At 46.4% G+C, this 16,893-nt stretch carries 16 protein-coding genes; 9 read left to right on the top strand and 7 right to left on the bottom strand.

The genetic code is table 11. The features are described 5' to 3' along the window. Positions 1–185: 185 nt before the first annotated feature. Positions 186–893: a metal-dependent hydrolase gene (locus tag MKZ12_RS21415; protein WP_339236141.1), complete on the bottom strand. Its 708-nt coding sequence runs from the start codon at positions 891–893 to the stop codon at positions 186–188. 276 nt (positions 894–1,169) lie between these two features. On the opposite strand from MKZ12_RS21415, the gene nirB reads away from it, so the two are divergent. The 4 genes from nirB to MKZ12_RS21435 all read left to right on the top strand — a co-directional run bounded on the left by nirB (position 1,170) and on the right by MKZ12_RS21435 (position 5,690). Then, complete coding sequence (gene nirB / locus MKZ12_RS21420) at positions 1,170–3,599, top strand: nitrite reductase large subunit NirB (protein WP_339256526.1); 2,430 nt, start codon at positions 1,170–1,172, stop codon at positions 3,597–3,599. Positions 3,600–3,657: 58 nt separating this feature from the next. Continuing rightward, entirely contained in the window at positions 3,658–3,984 is a 327-nt protein-coding gene (nirD, locus tag MKZ12_RS21425) for a nitrite reductase small subunit NirD (RefSeq protein ID WP_339236145.1), read from the top strand. A gap of 49 nt (positions 3,985–4,033) precedes the next feature. Beyond that, positions 4,034–4,816, top strand: a complete 783-nt coding sequence (locus tag MKZ12_RS21430; protein ID WP_338588039.1) for a formate/nitrite transporter family protein — start codon at positions 4,034–4,036, stop codon at positions 4,814–4,816. Positions 4,817–5,060: 244 nt separating this feature from the next. Further along, entirely contained in the window at positions 5,061–5,690 is a 630-nt protein-coding gene (locus tag MKZ12_RS21435; RefSeq protein WP_210108944.1) for an HD family hydrolase, read from the top strand. On the opposite strand, the gene MKZ12_RS21440 is transcribed toward MKZ12_RS21435, so the two are convergent. Together MKZ12_RS21440 and MKZ12_RS21445 are read right to left on the bottom strand one after the other, a co-directional pair. After that, the gene (locus MKZ12_RS21440) at positions 5,691–6,500 is read right to left on the bottom strand and encodes a response regulator (protein ID WP_339256528.1); all 810 of its coding nucleotides are present in this window, start codon (positions 6,498–6,500) and stop codon (positions 5,691–5,693) included. Between the two features lie 2 nt (positions 6,501–6,502). Then, positions 6,503–8,380 (bottom strand): histidine kinase, encoded by a 1,878-nt coding sequence (locus MKZ12_RS21445; RefSeq protein WP_339256530.1) that lies wholly within the window; start codon positions 8,378–8,380, stop codon positions 6,503–6,505. A gap of 177 nt (positions 8,381–8,557) precedes the next feature. On the opposite strand from MKZ12_RS21445, the gene MKZ12_RS21450 reads away from it, so the two are divergent. From MKZ12_RS21450 to MKZ12_RS21470, 5 genes are all read left to right on the top strand, one after another. Beyond that, the gene (locus MKZ12_RS21450; protein ID WP_339256532.1) at positions 8,558–9,862 is read left to right on the top strand and encodes an ABC transporter substrate-binding protein; all 1,305 of its coding nucleotides are present in this window, start codon (positions 8,558–8,560) and stop codon (positions 9,860–9,862) included. Between the two features lie 105 nt (positions 9,863–9,967). Continuing rightward, the gene (locus MKZ12_RS21455) at positions 9,968–10,840 is read left to right on the top strand and encodes a sugar ABC transporter permease (protein WP_017687164.1); all 873 of its coding nucleotides are present in this window, start codon (positions 9,968–9,970) and stop codon (positions 10,838–10,840) included. Between the two features lies 1 nt (position 10,841). Continuing rightward, positions 10,842–11,666 carry a carbohydrate ABC transporter permease gene (locus tag MKZ12_RS21460; RefSeq protein ID WP_339236162.1) on the top strand — a complete coding sequence of 275 codons (825 nt, stop codon included), beginning with the start codon at positions 10,842–10,844 and terminating at the stop codon, positions 11,664–11,666. Positions 11,667–11,728: 62 nt separating this feature from the next. Further along, positions 11,729–12,154, top strand: a complete 426-nt coding sequence (locus MKZ12_RS21465) for an Rrf2 family transcriptional regulator (RefSeq protein WP_339256534.1) — start codon at positions 11,729–11,731, stop codon at positions 12,152–12,154. A 111-nt stretch (positions 12,155–12,265) separates the two neighbouring features. Then, complete coding sequence (locus MKZ12_RS21470) at positions 12,266–13,123, top strand: SDR family oxidoreductase (RefSeq protein WP_339256536.1); 858 nt, start codon at positions 12,266–12,268, stop codon at positions 13,121–13,123. A 192-nt stretch (positions 13,124–13,315) separates the two neighbouring features. On the opposite strand, the gene MKZ12_RS21475 is transcribed toward MKZ12_RS21470, so the two are convergent. The 4 genes from MKZ12_RS21475 to MKZ12_RS21490 all read right to left on the bottom strand — a co-directional run bounded on the left by MKZ12_RS21475 (position 13,316) and on the right by MKZ12_RS21490 (position 16,684). Then, complete coding sequence (locus MKZ12_RS21475) at positions 13,316–13,855, bottom strand: RNA 2'-phosphotransferase (RefSeq protein WP_339256538.1); 540 nt, start codon at positions 13,853–13,855, stop codon at positions 13,316–13,318. Between the two features lie 35 nt (positions 13,856–13,890). After that, on the bottom strand, positions 13,891–14,328 hold the full coding sequence (gene imm48, locus MKZ12_RS21480) for an Imm48 family immunity protein (RefSeq protein ID WP_339256540.1): 438 nt from the start codon (positions 14,326–14,328) through the stop codon (positions 13,891–13,893). Between the two features lie 198 nt (positions 14,329–14,526). Further along, positions 14,527–15,516 carry a serine/threonine-protein kinase gene (locus MKZ12_RS21485; RefSeq protein ID WP_339236173.1) on the bottom strand — a complete coding sequence of 330 codons (990 nt, stop codon included), beginning with the start codon at positions 15,514–15,516 and terminating at the stop codon, positions 14,527–14,529. Between the two features lie 298 nt (positions 15,517–15,814). Then, complete coding sequence (locus tag MKZ12_RS21490; RefSeq protein WP_339256542.1) at positions 15,815–16,684, bottom strand: alpha/beta hydrolase; 870 nt, start codon at positions 16,682–16,684, stop codon at positions 15,815–15,817. Positions 16,685–16,893 lie beyond the last annotated feature (209 nt).

Consider the following 16,893-nt stretch of genomic DNA (forward strand, 5'->3'; position numbering starts at 1 on the left):
CTGTTAATTGTGCTTATTCTTGTTGTTTTATTTGTTTATGGCTCTACTGACATCGGAACACTCACTGGCTCACCTACTTCAACCTGATCTTATTGTAAGTCCTAACAGTAAAAATCGCAGCATCTGGAGAAAATGAACACATCAAAATGCCAATCCGATTCACCGGACTGGCATTTTATGTATCATTACAGAAATAATGGCGAGAACGCAAACCACGCCAAAATAAGGGTAAGCACAATGCAGACATTCTCTACAACGGCTCCATGTTTGGTTCCTGTGCTCATCAGATTGGCTCGTATGCGCCACTTGAGCGGTGGTAACGGACGAATGCCACGATTGGTTAATGAATCGGCCAACAGGTGCATGGCATACGCCGTACCTCCTGCTACCCAGATTTCCGGCCCCTGCTGTTGCGAGGTGCTGTAAAGTAAACCAGCCCAGACCGCAGTTCCATACAAGGTATGCGTCAACCCCCTATGCGTTAGTGTGGTGCACAGCATAAGCAGGCTGCCTGCAATCAGATTCCACGGAGCAAATGCGTGGCCGTAGAACACCAGGCCGAGTCCAATGGTGAACATCAACACTTTGCGAAGAGAACGCGAAGGCAGGAATGACACGAGTGCAATGAGAATTGCAAGCAGCAGGTTCCATGGTTTGGCATGAACATAGAAGTACACAAACACAGCTGTCGGCAAAAGAACGGTCTGTAACAGCCTGATGAGACTGTTAGGCAAGGCTCTCGATACCAGCAGCGAATTCGGCTCATCGATGTCAGGCAATAACGAACCAATCAGAGCAACCGTAACTGCGGGTGCAGTCACCGGCATACCAGCCAATTGAAGTACAGATAGCGAAACGCCTGTCCCGATAATCAGGTGGGATCTTCCCATCATGATGCAAAAACGTCCTTTCGAAGAAATAGGGAACATACATAGCCCACTTTTGATAGTACAACGAAACCAAAACAAGAACAATAGTTCGTATTTCTTATTTATATAAAAATAAATATCACTTTCTGTGATGGGGCTCACACTATTAAATTTATGACTCTTCTATCTTTATTAGTGAATTAAATCACATAAATTATCGTCAACACCTTGTATAATTTCAAATATAAACCACTAAAATTGCAGGTAATGTACAGCGTCTATTCAAGGAGGCATACACACATGAACGGAAAAAAAGAGAAACTCGTTATCATTGGTAACGGTATGGCAGGAATCAGTACCGTCGAACAAATTTTGAAATTAACTACGCGATTTGATATTACCGTTTTTGGCACAGAGCCCTATCCTAACTACAACCGCATTATGTTGTCATATGTACTGGAAGGCAGTAAAACACTGGATGACATCGTGCTGAATGATCTCCACTGGTATGAAGATTATGGTATTACACTCCATACTGGAACAACTGTAGCCCGAATTGATTCGGATACACTTGAGGTCATTACGGAGGATGGAACTCGCTTTCCTTATGACAAAATTATCATTGCAACAGGCTCCAACTCCTTCATTCTCCCCGTACCGGGGCATGACAAAGAAGGTGTCGTTGGTTTCCGTGATATCGCCGATTGTAACGTCATGCTCGACGCTGCTAAACAGTACAAACGAGCGGCCGTGATCGGGGGCGGACTGCTGGGTCTTGAAGCGGCCAAAGGTCTGGTACAACTTGGCATGGAGGTTACCGTAGTACATCTGATGGAAGATCTGATGGAGCGTCAGCTTGATCCGCAAGCTTCAGCCATGTTAAAGGCAGAATTGGAGCGTCAGGGTATCCGGTTCAAAATGGGCGCACAGACTTCCGAACTGCTTGGCGGTGAACGGGTTGAAGGCATTCGTTTTGCCGATGATTCCGTACTGAATGTTGACTTCGTGGTCATGGCTGTAGGGATCAAACCGAATACAGCTGTAGCCCGTGAAAGCGGTATGGAAGTGAACCGGGGTATTGTTGTGAATGACTACATGCAGACTTCCCTTGAGAATGTCTATTCGGTTGGGGAATGTACAGAGCACCGAGGGGTATGCTACGGCCTCGTTGCCCCATTGTTCGAGCAAGGCATGATTCTCGCGAAACATATCTGCGGTGTGGAGACCGCTCCGTATGAAGGCTCTGTAGTATCAACGAAATTGAAAATTTCGGGTGTGGACGTCTTTTCAACTGGTGAATTCATCGACAGTCCGGAGCACACCGTCATTTCGCATAAAGACGACTGGAAACGGACCTACAAAAAAATTCTGCTCCGCGATAATAAAATGGTTGGTGCTGTTCTATTCGGTGACATTACGGATTCTGCCGAATTGCAGAAGTTAATCAAACATCAGACTGAAATGACTGAAGAACTGTATAGCTCACTCATGGGTACAGGTTGCGGCGGTCATAAGAAAACAACCTCTGTTGAAACGATGCCGGAAGACGAAATCGTCTGCGGATGTAACGGGGTCACTAAAGGAACGATTGTTGATGTCATTACCAACCAGGGCCTCACTACTGTAGATGAAATCAAAGCCTGTACGGGTGCAACACGCTCTTGCGGTGGATGTAAGCCGGTTGTGGAACAGATTCTGCAATATGTGCTTGGAGACAGCTTCAGCAGTGGAGCCAAACAGGGCATATGCGGATGTACTTCCATGGGACGGGATGAGATTGTAGCCGAGATTCGTGCAAAAGGATTACAAACGACCAAAGAAGTCATGAATGTACTCGGATGGAGTCAGCCTGAAGGTTGTTCCAAATGTCGCCCGGCAATCAACTATTATCTTGGCATGATTGCACCGGACACGCATGAAGACGAGAAGGAATCACGCTTTGTTAACGAACGCATGAACGCCAATATTCAAAAGGATGGAACGTATACGGTCGTACCGCGGATGTATGGCGGGGTGACTACACCAGAGGATCTCAAACGCATTGCTGACGTTTCAGTCAAATATGATGTGAAAGCAGTCAAAGTTACCGGCGGCCAGCGCCTCGACTTGATTGGTGTCAAAAAAGAAGACCTGACCAAAGTTTGGGCTGAACTCGATATGCCATCAGGTTATGCATACGCCAAATCGCTACGCACAGTCAAAACATGTGTCGGCTCCCAATTCTGCCGATTCGGTACACAGGATTCCATGGCCATGGGCGCTCGCATCGAACGTAAATTTGAACGCCTCGATCTGCCAGCCAAGTTTAAATATGCCGTCAACGGTTGTCCACGGAACTGTGCAGAGGCATGTACCAAAGATATCGGTATTGTTGGTAACGACGGCGGCTGGGAAATATTCATCGGCGGTAACGGCGGTATTAAAGCAAGACTGGCTGATTCCCTGTGCAAAGTGAAAACGGATGAAGAGTTGATTGAACTGTGCGGAGCTATCATGCAATATTACCGCGAAACAGGTAACTATCTGGAACGGACTTCGGAGTGGGTGGAACGCATGGGTCTGGAGCATATTCGTTCGGTTGTCGTCGATAATCTCGAAGAACGTAAAGCATTGATGGAGCGGATTGAATTCGCACTTGAACATGTCGAAGAACCTTGGCAAAAAGCGATTCGCAATGAGGAAGGCCAAAGCAAAATGTTCCACGGCATCGAAGTATCGGCTCGTCCATAAGCAATCCCGCATGATCAACACGATCAGAACGTTAAATAGATAAAAGGAGTGGTTTAAGATGACGACAAAACAATCAGCCACCTACTTCCCTGCCGGAGTAGTTGAAGAATTCCTGCCGCGAATCGGAAGAGTCGTTGAGATTCAGAACCGTCAGCTTGCTGTCTTTCGTGCATCGGATGGTACCATCTTCGCTGCGGATAATCACAACCCCCACCCCAAAGGTGGTCCACTGGCAGAAGGCATCGTGTCAGGACATTATCTGTACGATCCGCTGTATGATTGGAAAATCGACCTCACTACAGGTGTTGTGCAAGCACCGGACAATGGTCAAGTGCAGATGTATCCGGTGAAGGTAGAGAACGGCCAGGTCTGGATTGAGATATAGCTCCATTGAAACGTTCATAGATTGATGCAAAATAATGGGGGAAACCGTGATGTATACACCAAGTGTTGAGGGAATTATTGAAGCTGCAGTTAAAAAAAGGGATCAGATGAACTCCAACCTTTCACGCTACATGGTTGCAGCCTTAATGGCGGGTGCCTATGTAGGACTTGGCATCGTGCTGATCTTCAGTATCGGTGCTCCGCTCCTTGCAGCACAGTCACCACTGCAAACCATGTTGATGGGCATGTCCTTCGGACTCGCGCTCACGTTAGTCATTTTTGCCGGATCGGAACTGTTTACAGGCAACAACATGTTTTTCACCATGAGCACGCTCGCAGGCCGGACCACAGTTAAAGATACACTGAAAAACTGGGGACTCGTCTTCCTCGGTAACTTGTTAGGTGCGATCCTGCTCAGCCTGCTTATTGTAGGCAGCGGCCTGTTCAAAACGGCTGCGCCCGAACATCTGTTATTCGTCGCTTCTGCCAAAAAGATGGCCGCTCCCGTATCGGAGTTGTTCTTCCGCGGCATTCTCTGTAACTGGTTGGTCTGTCTGGCGATCTGGATGGCTGCTCGCACCAAAGAGGATATCGCCAAAATTGCGCTTATCTGGTGGTGTCTGTACGCCTTTATTGCAAGTGGGTATGAGCACAGTGTGGCCAATATGACTTTGCTTTCCCTGTCCTGGCTGTTGCCAAACCACCCGGATACCATTACACTGGCAGGCTGGTTCCACAACATGATTCCGGTAACGCTTGGTAATATCATCGGCGGCGCCCTCTTTGTCGGAATGGCTTACTGGTATACTTCACCGGTACGTAAAAAATCATAATTCTTCATTCAACTGCCACGATGGATGCCGAACTTACGTTCAGTCACATCGTGGCTTTTAAGGTATATCGATAAGCTGCGTACTCTCTCGTATGGTTCCCCTTTCATGCTCTCGTCCTTCTATAAAAAATTAAAACTGCATTTTACCTTCGTCGCTATCCGCTTTAATCCACAGTTGACATTACTGGTGTATAGTCGATGGATACTCACACTTATACTCAATCAAGCAAAGGATGATCGCTTATATGGGAATCCATACGTACTTCAGGTCTCTGAATGATCTTGAACGTATTATTCGTACACCTGGCAAATTCAAATTCGAAGAACACAGCGTCTCCGCTCATTCCTGGAAAGTCGTACAATACGCCAAAACACTTGCAGATATTGAGGAGCAGCATGGCGTCACCGTGGATTGGAAGAAGTTATACGAAATTACGAGCAGTCATGATTATGGCGAAATCTTCATCGGTGATATCAAAACACCCGTCAAACATTATTCACTGGAGCTGCGTTCGATGCTACAAAAAGTGGAAGAAGGCATGGTTGAACATTTTATTAATGAAAATATCCCTGAAGAATTCCAGCCTATTTTCCGCAGACAGCTGCGTGAGGGCAAAGACCAATCGGTCGAAGGACTGATTCTGGAAGTCGCAGACAAGATGGATCAGGTATACGAAGCTTTTGCCGAACTCCAACGTGGAAATACGGAGAAAGAATTTATCGTCATGTACCGTTATGCCTTGGTCAAAATCAAAAATATCGACCTCCACTGTGTGCAATATTTCCTGGAACAGATTCTCCCCGACATGATTGAAGAAGGTATTCGCTCCCCGTTTGATATTCGTAAAATAACCGAAGAAGCTCTGGCTCAGTAATCAGCTCAAGTCAACATGGTTCTCCTCATCCATGGACAGGGCTTTTTTTCGTTCCTGCAATTGCAGTCGGTACTCGCTAGGGTACATGCCAGTTTTGTTTTTGAAGATCCTGCTGAAATAATGGGAATCACTATACCCTACCGCTCCACCAATCGTCTTGATATCCATATTCTCATGGGTGACAAGCATACGTTTCGCTTCATTGATTCGCAGACCTGTCATATATTTCAGCGGAGTCTCCCCCGTTACTTTCTTAAAACACTTTCCTAGATAGTCCACACTAAAATGCATCTGTCCCGCCATGTCCTGAAGTGTAATCTCATGCATATAATTCTGCTTCAAATACAGCTTAACAGCCTCTGCGATATCCTCCGGCTTCACCTGCTCATCCAGCACGGCACTGACATGGGCAAGCGAATCCACAGCGCTCCCAAGCTTCAATTCCATCGCATCCAGCAGTGAACGAAGTTGTTCTTCGGACAATGGCTTGAGGAGATAATCCTCCACCTTGTAGCTGATCGCCTGCCGGGCATATTCAAACTCATGATATCCACTCAAAATGACAATTTTCACATGCGGATAGGCAAAGTACAGATGTTTGGCGAGTTCCAATCCATTCATCACGGGCATCTGTATATCCGTTATAACCAGATCAGGTACGGAATGTTCAATGAGCTGTAAAGCTTCCTGACCATTCCTCGCTTCACCAATCACCTCGAACCGGGTGTCCAGCTCTCTGAATTTGCGCGAGACATTCCGGCGAATCAGGGCTTCATCTTCCACAATAATCGTTCTATATTTGATTGTCATGGTTAGCCATGCTCCTTTCTAATGGAACCACCTATTGTAATCTGGACACCGCCGGAAGGCTTGTTCGTAATCTGCATGTAAGCTGCCGGGCCATACCATAATTTCAATCGGACCCATATATTCTTAAGTCCCATTCCGTTAATTTCGAGTTCCGGCATACGCTCCCACTCCTGTGACTGTTCGATGTACTGCATGATCTTGGCAAGTGCCTCAGGTTCCATGCCAGGCCCGTTGTCTTCCACATGGATCTGCCAGGTCTGCTGTACTGCATCCATATCCCCAGTAATATTCAGTTGCCATGGAGGGGTATCACCCAGTCCATATTTCATGGCATTTTCCAGTAGTGGTTGTACCATCAGCATCGGAACCTGAATATACTGCATCTCTTCCGGAATATGAAACTCGTAGTGCAGATCATCTTCAAACCGAATCTTCATACACTCCAGGTATCGCTCACAATAATCCAGTTCTTGAGACAGTGGAACCCCGTTTTTACCAGGAGTAGAGATATAACGAAGCATGGACGCGATATGACCACAGAACGCGACAATCTGCTCATTCATACCTTCCTCCGCCATGATGCTGATATTCGTGATGTTGTTGTAGAGAAAATGCGGGTTCATCTGGGACTGAAGCGCGAGTAATCTTGCCTCTGTCTCTTGGGATTTCATTGCCAGTCTGTCCTGAAAAGATTGCACAAGCTGTTGATTCAACCGAATAAACGTATCATTCAGCTCATCCATCTCCCGGATGGAACCCGGATGCTCAAGCTTGAACAAATGCGCCGAATCCTGACCGGATATCAGATCGTTCTCACCCGTTTTCTGAATAATGCGCTGCAAGCGATGCAAAGGTAAAGTGACCCTTTTGGAAATCAGATACGAGAGAACCAGAATCAGCATCAACGTAGCTAAAGTGGCACCAATAAACATCACAGCCATCCGGTTGAGACTCGCAAAAAGGGACTGTTTGGACTGCATGACAACAACGGTCCATCCTGTCTCCTGTGACGTCATATACGTCATCATCTGTTTGGAATCATTCAAAGGGTCAGTGATCTCCTGCATCGTATCCGGTGGAAATGAAAGATTCTGAATCAAGTCCACATCATCGAAGTGGGCTGCCTGTGAATCATCACCATCCGAAGTAAGTGGATACAGCCGTGTATTTTGCTCATCTATCACATAAATGCGAAGATTCTCGTTACTTGCCTGCAAATCATTCAAATGCTGGAACAGGGTTCCGGCATCCTGCAAAATCTCAACGACGCCCTGGCTAACATAATTGCCATCTTTGTATACCCGGGTAAGGGAAATGTACGGTTGATCTGACTTCCCCTGACCTGTTGGCATGGGCAAAGCTCCCCCCTGTAACAATTGGATCACCCGCCAGCCACTCCGCTCCCAGGTTTCCTTGTACCACGGTCGCTGAGTCAGGTCCACCGATAGTTGACCGTTGAATGCACCCGCTCCCAGCATCTTGCCGTTCACATCATAAATATTGGCCTGCTTGGCGGTATTGGAGCTGCTGATAATCGCCAGAATGACATCAATTAGTGTGGTTGTATCCTTATACAATGCCGGATCACTCGTCAGTGTCTGCTCACTGTCTTCCGCTGGTGCCAAGTAGTGGCTGAAGTGTTCTTTGACCAGATTGGAGTACACAATATTCATGGAAAAGTTGTTCATTTTCACGACTTCCTGATCCAGATTACTGACGATTGATACCCCCAGTTGTCGCTGCTGTTCTTCACTTCGATGACGGATGTCACTCGCAAGAAAAACATACAGGAGTCCTGCCACAATGAGCGAAAAGACAATAAATACCGCAGAGTAATAGGCAAACAGACTTTGCTGAAGCGTTCCAAATCGATACCGCAATCCACACACACCTCGTCCTATGATGATATCTGTCACACCATTCGAAAATGTCCACCCAACAGAACGCTTTTGTCTATTGAGCGTATTCGCTGTTCACAGTAAAGTTATCCACATAAGAATACGCTTACATAAAGCGTTTCGGCAAGTAATAATTTTCTTTATATTTCGGGAGGTTCAATGATGAGAAAACGATTTCTTTTTTCGCTCGCAAGTGTGCTCCTGCTCTCCACTCTGCTGCTTGCCGGGTGCAACTCAGGTAAAAGTACGGAAGGTTCGGGTAAGGTTACACTTACGTTTGGAACCAGCCAATCCGGTATTCCGCGTACAGGCATCATGCAGACGATGGCCAAGGAATATGAGCAGGAGACCGGTGTCAAAATTGACTTTCAGGTCGTACCTGACGCACAGTGGCGTGACCTGATCAAGGTGAAGCTGGCCTCTGGCGAAGCACCTGACATTTTCAATGTCGATGTGGACCCACTGAGTATGCCGGCTAACGTAAGACCGGAGGAAAATGCCATTGACCTCACCAATGAGGAATTCACAGGTCGGATGTCCGAAGAGATTTTGCCAACGGTCAGTCACAATGACAAGGTGTACGGGGTTTCTTTTGCGCCAACGAAAATCTGGTATGTGTACTATAACAAACGCATCTTCCAAGAGCTCGGTATAGAGCCTCCTACATCCTATGCCGAATTCAAGGAGATCAGCCAGAAAATTAAGGATAAAGACATTATTCCGTTCTATCAGGCACCCGCCAGCGGGTGGTATCAGGTTCTGCCTTTGTTCGAAACAGGGCCTAACTATGAGCAAACGACAGCGGGAACCTACGAAAAACTAAACAACAATGAGATGAAAGTCGCTGATATGACGCAACTCAAAACGGTCATTGAACAATTGAAGGAATTTGCGGATCTCGGCTATTTCGGCAAAGACTTCTTGTCCAACACGGTAGAAGCGGGAATTGAAGCGTTTGGTCAGGAGAAAGCAGCGATGTTGCTGCGGGTTCCAGGGACTGAAAAGGAAGTCTCCGAAGCGTATCCGGCAATGAAAGACAATATGGGGTTCTTCGTGATGCCGTGGGGAGATAATCAGACGATTGGTGTGAATCCGGGCGGTTCTGCTGCGATGTTCGGTAACAAAAACAGTAAACACCCCGAAGAAGTGCTGAAATTCTTCCGCTGGATTACCGAGCATGATCATCTGCAACGTGTGTTCGATGAAGGTGAAGGTAATCTGACCATTTGCTGGCCGGAAATCGAACCAAAGCTGACACAGGATTATATTGATTATGAGAAAAATCATGAAAAAGGTACGGTCATGCAGGCCGCTGTGAAATATATAGATCCACAATGGATGGATATTGGCAAAGACTTGTCGGGCATGTTCGCCGGAGCCATGACACCGGATCAGATTCTGCAAAACATTGATAAACGCCGTGCTGAACAAGCCAAAGTGCTGAAAGATGAGAAGTGGCAGTAATAGCACAAATTGCAGATAAACATACATGCTGAACAGTGTTACATGCAGCGGGCATTTGCCCGCTCATGTATTTTGTTTTGGCAGGAAGGAAAGGTGTTACCGGTTATGAATGCGAACAAAATCTATCCCTGGTATTTCTCATCTGGAGCGATTGTATTATATCTGCTGTTTATCGTCGCTCCCGCCCTGCTGGGCATCTATTATTCCTTCACCGACTGGAACAGTTATAGTTCGGAGAAGAACTTTATCGGTCTGGAGCATTTCCGTACCATTCTGGCGGGTGATCCTACATATCTTCTTTTTATCAAAAATACCGTTCTCTTCACCCTCGTGACGTCCATCGCCAAGACTGTTCTGGGATTGTTCCTGGCTCTGCTCCTGGTCAGCGGTGTAAAGGCCGCCAATCTGCATCGGATGATCATTTTCTCCCCGCAGGTGCTGTCGTTTCTGATTGTTGGGCTTGTGTTCAAAAGTCTGCTTGACCCCAACAACGGGTTCGTTAACGTGACCCTGCGTTCCATGGGACTGGACGTTCTCGCCCAGAACTGGCTGGGCTCCTTGACCTGGGCAATGCCATCCATCATGGCAGTGGATACGTGGAAAGGCATGGGGTACATTATGGTGCTGTTCATCGCCGGGCTTCTCGCGATTCCCCGCGATTACTACGAGGCAGCATCCATTGATGGCGCAGGCTTCGGGCAGAAGCTGTTCCGAATTACTATTCCAATGCTCATGCCTACCATTACCATCGCCACGGTGCTTAATATTACGTATGGGCTAAGAGTATTCGATGCCGTATACGTGCTGACCAATGGTGGCCCTGGTAACGCGACAGATGTCATTAACACGGCGGTCTATTCCTCTTTTGCCAAAGGATATTGGGGGCTGGGGAGTGCGCTATCTACCATTCTGTTTGTCATCATGGCGATCATCTCCTTCTTCATCATTCGTTTGATGAACCGAAAGGTGGAATACTAACATGCGATTGAGAAAAAGACTCGCTTCCATCGGATTAAATGTACTCGCCTGGCTGCTTAGCCTGGTGGTCTTGATTCCTTTTGTCGTCATTGTACTGAATTCATTCAAGTCGGACGCCGAGGCCAAGGTGCTTAAACTGACGCTGCCCGAGAAGTTTATCTTCGAAAATTACAAAATCGTCTATGAACAGGGACACTTGGGAGGTTCCTTTTTCAACAGTTTGCTTCACTCCGGGGCCTCTTCCCTGCTGCTGGTATTTGTTGTGGCGTTCTCGGCCTTCACGTTATCCCGTAATCATTCAAAGCTCAGCAAGTTTCTGTACTTCTTCCTGATTCTCGGCATTACACTGCCTCTCAACTACATTCCGCTTATGGAAGTCATGAAGTCGATGGGCATGATCAATTCACATCTCGGCATGATTCTGCTGTATACGGCCATGGGCATTCCGATCTCGTTGTTCATTACGTATGCGTTTGTATCCAACATCCCGAAAGAGCTGGATGAAGCCGCGATCATGGACGGCTGTAACGGAATCAAGCTGTTCCTGAGAATCATTGTGCCTCTGCTCACGTCCGTGCTTGTAACGGTATTTGTTCTTAATTTCCTAAGTGTCTGGAATGAGTTTACTGCTCCACTCTATATGCTGAATACGGTCGAGATGTGGCCGATGACGCTTGCTGTATATAACTTCTTCGGGCAATTCAGTGCCCAGTGGAATCTGGTCAGCGCCGATATTGTGCTCACGTCATTGCCTGTATTAATTGTGTTCCTGATTGGGCAAAAGTATATAGTAGGGGGACTGACTTCTGGGGCAGTGAAGGGGTAAAAGTTATAGTTGACAACAGATCCTTTTGTAACTATTATAGTTACAACGGTGGTGATCATTCCATGAGACAAATCAGCAGTCGCTTCTCCATTGCGGTTCATACCCTGTCCTTGATAGCTGTTATGCCCAATGAATGCACCGGAGATGTGATCGCACAGAGTGTGAATACCAATCCCGTGATTATTCGGCGGATCATGTCCAAGCTGAAACAGGCCGGTCTGATCGACGTCAGACCTGGTGTGGGCGGTGCTTCCTTGTTGAAAGATCCGGCGGAGATTACCCTTCTCGATGTATATCGAGCGCTTGAGGTGGTGGAGGATGGGGAATTGTTTAACTTTCACAAACATCCGAATCCGAAATGTCCGGTCGGCAACATGATTGAACACACCTTGCGTGCGGAACTCATTGAGGCTCAGACAGCCATGGAACAGCGCTTGAATCGTGTAACCATACAGCAGATGATGGATCGGATTCATGTCTCTGAATAAAAAAAGCTCATTGCGAGCTTTTTTTAACCCTTTCGTTGTAATCACACCTGTTATAACATTTTTGGTTACATCCATATGCAGGCAAAACACATACCCTAGGAGGAATAGAAGATGAAAATTTTGGTTACTGGCGCAACAGGTCAATTGGGTTCACTGGTTGTAGAGGCATTGTTAAAAAACGATTCTGCCAAGGATTTGGCTGTAAGTGTACGTAATCCAGAAAAAGCGGAAGCACTCCGCGCTCAAGGCGTTGACGTGCGTCAGGGTGATTTCGATCAACCGGAGACGTTGGAGAAAGCTTTTGCCGGTGTAGACCGTCTGTTGCTTATCTCTACTGATGGTGACAATGAAACGCGTATTCGCCAACATCAGACTGCCGTGGACGCTGCCAAGAAAGCAGGCGTTGGATTCATCGCTTATACAAGCGTTGTGAATGCAGACCAAAACACCCTTTCTCTGGCGGAAGTTCACCGCGCTACAGAAAAAGCGATTCGTGAATCCGGCATTTCGTATTCCTTCCTGCGCAACAACTGGTACCTGGAAAATGAAGCAGGCAGTATGCAAGCCGCTACGCAAGGCGCACCTTGGGTTCATGCCACCAATGACAGCCAAGTCGGCTGGGCTACGCGCAGTGACTATGCCCATGCTGCTGCAGCTGTACTCGCAGGTGAAGGACATGAAAATACCGTGTATGAATTGTCCGGCAAACTGCGCACACAAGCTGAACTGGCTGCCATTGTAGGTGAAGTGCTTGGACAAGAAATTAACGTGCAAAACGTGAACGATGCCGCTTACGCTGACATCATGAAAGGTGCAGGTCTACCAGACTTTGTCGTATCCATGCTCGTTGATATGCAAAGTGCTATTCGTGAAGGTGCATTGGCGGTAGAGAGTGATACATTAGAGAAATTGCTTGGCCGTCCGGCTCAGCCTCTTAGCGAAGGTATTAAAGCGATTGTAGGCAAGTAAGTTTTGGATATGAGAAAGGGACGCACCAACGAATGTTGGATGCGTCCCTTTTTGATGTAGCTAACGATCAATACCCTGATATACTCTTTGAACGAACGGATGACTGCACACTCAACCCATTCACTGCGACTGCTGTAATTCGGTGTGGGTGTTTATGAGTTTCACAACAGTTCATCACTCATTCTTCATACATCATGGCTTAAGAATATAACGTGCGGGAACATGATCGGCCAGCCAGATATTTTCGTTTCCATGATAAAAGTGGATTCCATCTATGGACGCTTGTGCAGCGTCGATTCTCAAAATGACAGGCTGATCATCACGTCTTCGACCCACTTGATTGGCCGTATCGATATCTGCGGACAGATGTACATATTGCCTTTGCCGCGGCTGTAAGCCATGTTCCATAATCGAATTCACAGCACGTGCGGGTGTTCCATGATAAAGGGTTTCCGGTGGCTCAGTAGCGATCTTGGATATCTTATGTGGCGTCGAATGTCCATACAATGCCCGGATGCGGCCGGAATGGATTTCATGTCTCTTTTTCTCCGAGGCTTGAATCATCTGCTCCAGATCGGCTTGTGTGACTTCCTTCCACTGCGGACTTTCATGTAAAGCCACCAGCAATTGCGAGATTTCCACCCAACCCTCTTCGTCCAGCTCCAACTCATATTCCCATGGTGCATGTCGCAGCGCGTATGAGAGTTCCTTGCTTAATTTCATCAGATCCATTGTGATCATCTCCCACATCTAATCAAACTCGTTTATTACTGCGATTGAACCGCTGTTAAAATCTCCTGTATATTACGTTGTAGTCCTTCATCGTCTTCCTGATTGAACTGGCGGTGTCCATCAATCCCACGTTGGATAATGGTATTCATCACAGGATGAACCTCACGATCGGAAGCCACCCGGATCAGATCATCCGCAAAATCAACAGCCTGCTGCTCACTATAATTAAATGGTTTGATCAGCATTCGAATGCTCAAGGCATGTGCCTGAGGCTCCGCCAGCTGATCCCGATGAGTGATGCCATATACTGCGCCAAAACCAAAAGCAGCCATGACCTGACGCTCCAGTTCACTCGTTTGTTCCAAAGGTGTGCCCATCAGCTCACACATTTTGTCCACCATCTGCTCCAGTTCGTTTGCCGCCGCACCCAGAATTACGTCATTAATATCGTCAGCGTTAATAAATTCAGTCATATTGGTTTTCTCCATTTCTGTACTGTATTTGATCCATTCTCTCAGACTCTATGAGAACATTGTATCGGAGGTAGGGTGTTCCTTTCAAATTCATCATAAAAAACCAAATCTCCTCATTTACAAGTCGACTTGGTTTAATTAGATGTAGAACTATGCTCATTAAACATTCCCATTTATAAAAAGATGTTATGTTATAACTCAAGCCGTTTCATGTTGCTTTTTCGACTCCACTTCATAGACCTGCGTATGTTCATTCTCGGCTAAAGACCATTCCACTGTACCTGGCTTGCGCACTTTCCACACCCAGGCTTGAACTCGCAGCGAGCTTCTGACCCAGGCCAGGGAAGCACAGCGTTTCTCGGAACGAACCGTCAGACCCCAATGAATAACACGAGCGAGCCACGGATTCACATACTCATTATGTGAGCGAACAGATGGCAATTCATCCTGGAACAACCGCTGTTTCACATCCATAGGGGGTTGCCCGCAAGTCCAATAATGGAGCAGAGCCGCCAGGCTATAGATGTCCGACATTGGCCCCTGACTGGATTTCTCCGAATAGAATTCCAGCGGAGAATAACCTGCCGATGTAAATATCACCTGTTTCTCTCCGGATTGCATAGGCCAACGGGTAGCCGAGCCGAAGTCCAGAAGCTTGGGTGTACCATCCTCCATGACCATAATGTTGGAAGGTTTCACATCCCGGTGAAGAATGCCTTGCTTATGTATGTAATCCAATGTATCCACCAGTGGAAGCAATGTCTCCGTTATGAAGGCAGCATCAAGCGCATGATTGTGTTCATTCAAATATTCGGTCAATGTGATTCCCGTGCAGTATTCCATAACCAGATATCCTGTATCATTCGCTTCAAAATGATCCAAATACGACACAATATGAGGATGATCCAGTTTCGATAACAATTCACCTTCGAGCATAAATGCAGCCAGTAACTCCTGATATTGCCCACCGTATCCTCGTGAAGAGCAGAACACCTTGCGCTTGTCTGCCTGACGTTCAGCCATTCTCTGCGGGAAGAATTCCTTAATGGCTACTTTGGCACCCGTGTTACGATCCCGCCCTGCATATACAATAGCCAACTCACTGCTGGCCAATACCTGTCTTACCTGATATGTATCATTTATAATCACATTGCGCTGCAATGCCATTTTGCAGTTGTCTTTTCTCATAACAGACCTCTTTTCAACCTTGTCGATCGGAAGACTTTCCGCGTAAGTGCATCATTTGGTTCAACCAGTAAGCAATTCATCGCCAACCAATTATATAAACCAAATGATGCAATTTGAAACACCTTCACGCGAAATAGTTAATTATTTTTTTATATCAAACTTACTACAATTTGTTCCTAATCGAGATTCTTATTCTTCTATTGAAGAAAAGCACACTTATATACTCTATCGACAGATAAGGGGAATTACTTAATTAAACTGAATAAAAACATTCCTGAGTCCATTTTTATCAACCTTTTTAATAATTTTTCTGTAAAAATTGCCCGATTTCCTCGTTCATCTGAACCAATACGTCCTGGGAAGGAAAATGTCCGGTATCATACTTAATGGCTTGCACATTCGTAATAATCTTTTGAGCACGTTCAATACACTTATCCGCAGGGAAAAAGACATCCTTCTCCCCCACCAATAACAGGGTTGGAGACGTATAGTTAACGAGCTCTTCCCGCTCCGTGAGCTTCGGCAGATCCTGATCTATGCTGACATATTTGAAAAGTTTGCCGATAATGTTTTTATCCATTTCTTTCATGCAGTTGCACGACATGGTGTCCGTAATTTTTTGCAAGGAAGATGGTGAAGACGTCATACGATACTTGACGAGCGGCAGCGTGATATCCTGAGCTGTTTTAATTTTGGAGTTGACCGCAAGACCCGCAGGAGCAACCAATACGGCACACGAGATACGTTCGGGAATATAGGTAGCCAATCTGAGAATGATGCCTCCTCCAAATGATGGGCCGATAAACGCACTCTTTTCAATGTCATAGTGGTCAAGCAGATCCGACACCCATAATGCCAAACTATCAAATCGTGTCGAGATGCTCGCTTCCTCGCTATAACCTGGGTGACCAATCGTATCCGGAGCAATAATCCGGTATTCTTTAAATAAAGAAGAGAACCATGACAAGGTCATTGGGTTCACACAATTACCGCCCTGGAGAATAAATAACGGCTTGCCATCCAGAGGGCCTGTCAGTAGAACATGTGTCTTTCCAAAACGTGTCTCCACATACTCCCGAGTAAACGCCTCACCCAACTCGTTCAAATAAATCTCATACTCTTCAAGTATGCTGCTCTTGCCTTCTTCACTTCTATAAATGGAACTCATGTCTGCCTCCTGCAATATATACTCAAAATAACTGATTCTAACAAATGGACTCGCTAACCAATGGACCAAAAAGATAAAGAGGGCCTGCAGATGACAGGCTCCTCCATATGTTTAACTAATCATATTCAGATGATTATAGAGCGGAAACTGGAAATTGTAAATAACGATTCTAATAGACCAGAAATAAAGGAAGCATCCTTTGTATGAAT

Source organism: Paenibacillus sp. FSL R5-0713 (assembly GCF_037973325.1).
In the GTDB taxonomy this organism is placed as follows: Bacteria; Bacillota; Bacilli; order Paenibacillales; family Paenibacillaceae; genus Paenibacillus.

What these genes read in the sequence shown, in the direction of transcription:
- nirD (WP_339236145.1), top strand. Translation starts at nt 3,658, where the DNA reads ATGACGACAAAACAATCAGCCACCTACTTCCCTGCCGGAGTAGTTGAA.
- MKZ12_RS21485 (WP_339236173.1), bottom strand. Translation starts at nt 15,516, where the DNA reads ATGAGAAAAGACAACTGCAAAATGGCATTGCAGCGCAATGTGATTATA.
- MKZ12_RS21475 (WP_339256538.1), bottom strand. Translation starts at nt 13,855, where the DNA reads ATGGATCTGATGAAATTAAGCAAGGAACTCTCATACGCGCTGCGACAT.
- nirB (WP_339256526.1), top strand. Translation starts at nt 1,170, where the DNA reads ATGAACGGAAAAAAAGAGAAACTCGTTATCATTGGTAACGGTATGGCA.
- imm48 (WP_339256540.1), bottom strand. Translation starts at nt 14,328, where the DNA reads ATGACTGAATTTATTAACGCTGACGATATTAATGACGTAATTCTGGGT.
- MKZ12_RS21470 (WP_339256536.1), top strand. Translation starts at nt 12,266, where the DNA reads ATGAAAATTTTGGTTACTGGCGCAACAGGTCAATTGGGTTCACTGGTT.
- MKZ12_RS21440 (WP_339256528.1), bottom strand. Translation starts at nt 6,500, where the DNA reads ATGACAATCAAATATAGAACGATTATTGTGGAAGATGAAGCCCTGATT.
- MKZ12_RS21490 (WP_339256542.1), bottom strand. Translation starts at nt 16,684, where the DNA reads ATGAGTTCCATTTATAGAAGTGAAGAAGGCAAGAGCAGCATACTTGAA.
- MKZ12_RS21430 (WP_338588039.1), top strand. Translation starts at nt 4,034, where the DNA reads ATGTATACACCAAGTGTTGAGGGAATTATTGAAGCTGCAGTTAAAAAA.
- MKZ12_RS21435 (WP_210108944.1), top strand. Translation starts at nt 5,061, where the DNA reads ATGGGAATCCATACGTACTTCAGGTCTCTGAATGATCTTGAACGTATT.
- MKZ12_RS21465 (WP_339256534.1), top strand. Translation starts at nt 11,729, where the DNA reads ATGAGACAAATCAGCAGTCGCTTCTCCATTGCGGTTCATACCCTGTCC.
- MKZ12_RS21460 (WP_339236162.1), top strand. Translation starts at nt 10,842, where the DNA reads ATGCGATTGAGAAAAAGACTCGCTTCCATCGGATTAAATGTACTCGCC.
- MKZ12_RS21455 (WP_017687164.1), top strand. Translation starts at nt 9,968, where the DNA reads ATGAATGCGAACAAAATCTATCCCTGGTATTTCTCATCTGGAGCGATT.
- MKZ12_RS21415 (WP_339236141.1), bottom strand. Translation starts at nt 893, where the DNA reads ATGATGGGAAGATCCCACCTGATTATCGGGACAGGCGTTTCGCTATCT.
- MKZ12_RS21450 (WP_339256532.1), top strand. Translation starts at nt 8,558, where the DNA reads ATGATGAGAAAACGATTTCTTTTTTCGCTCGCAAGTGTGCTCCTGCTC.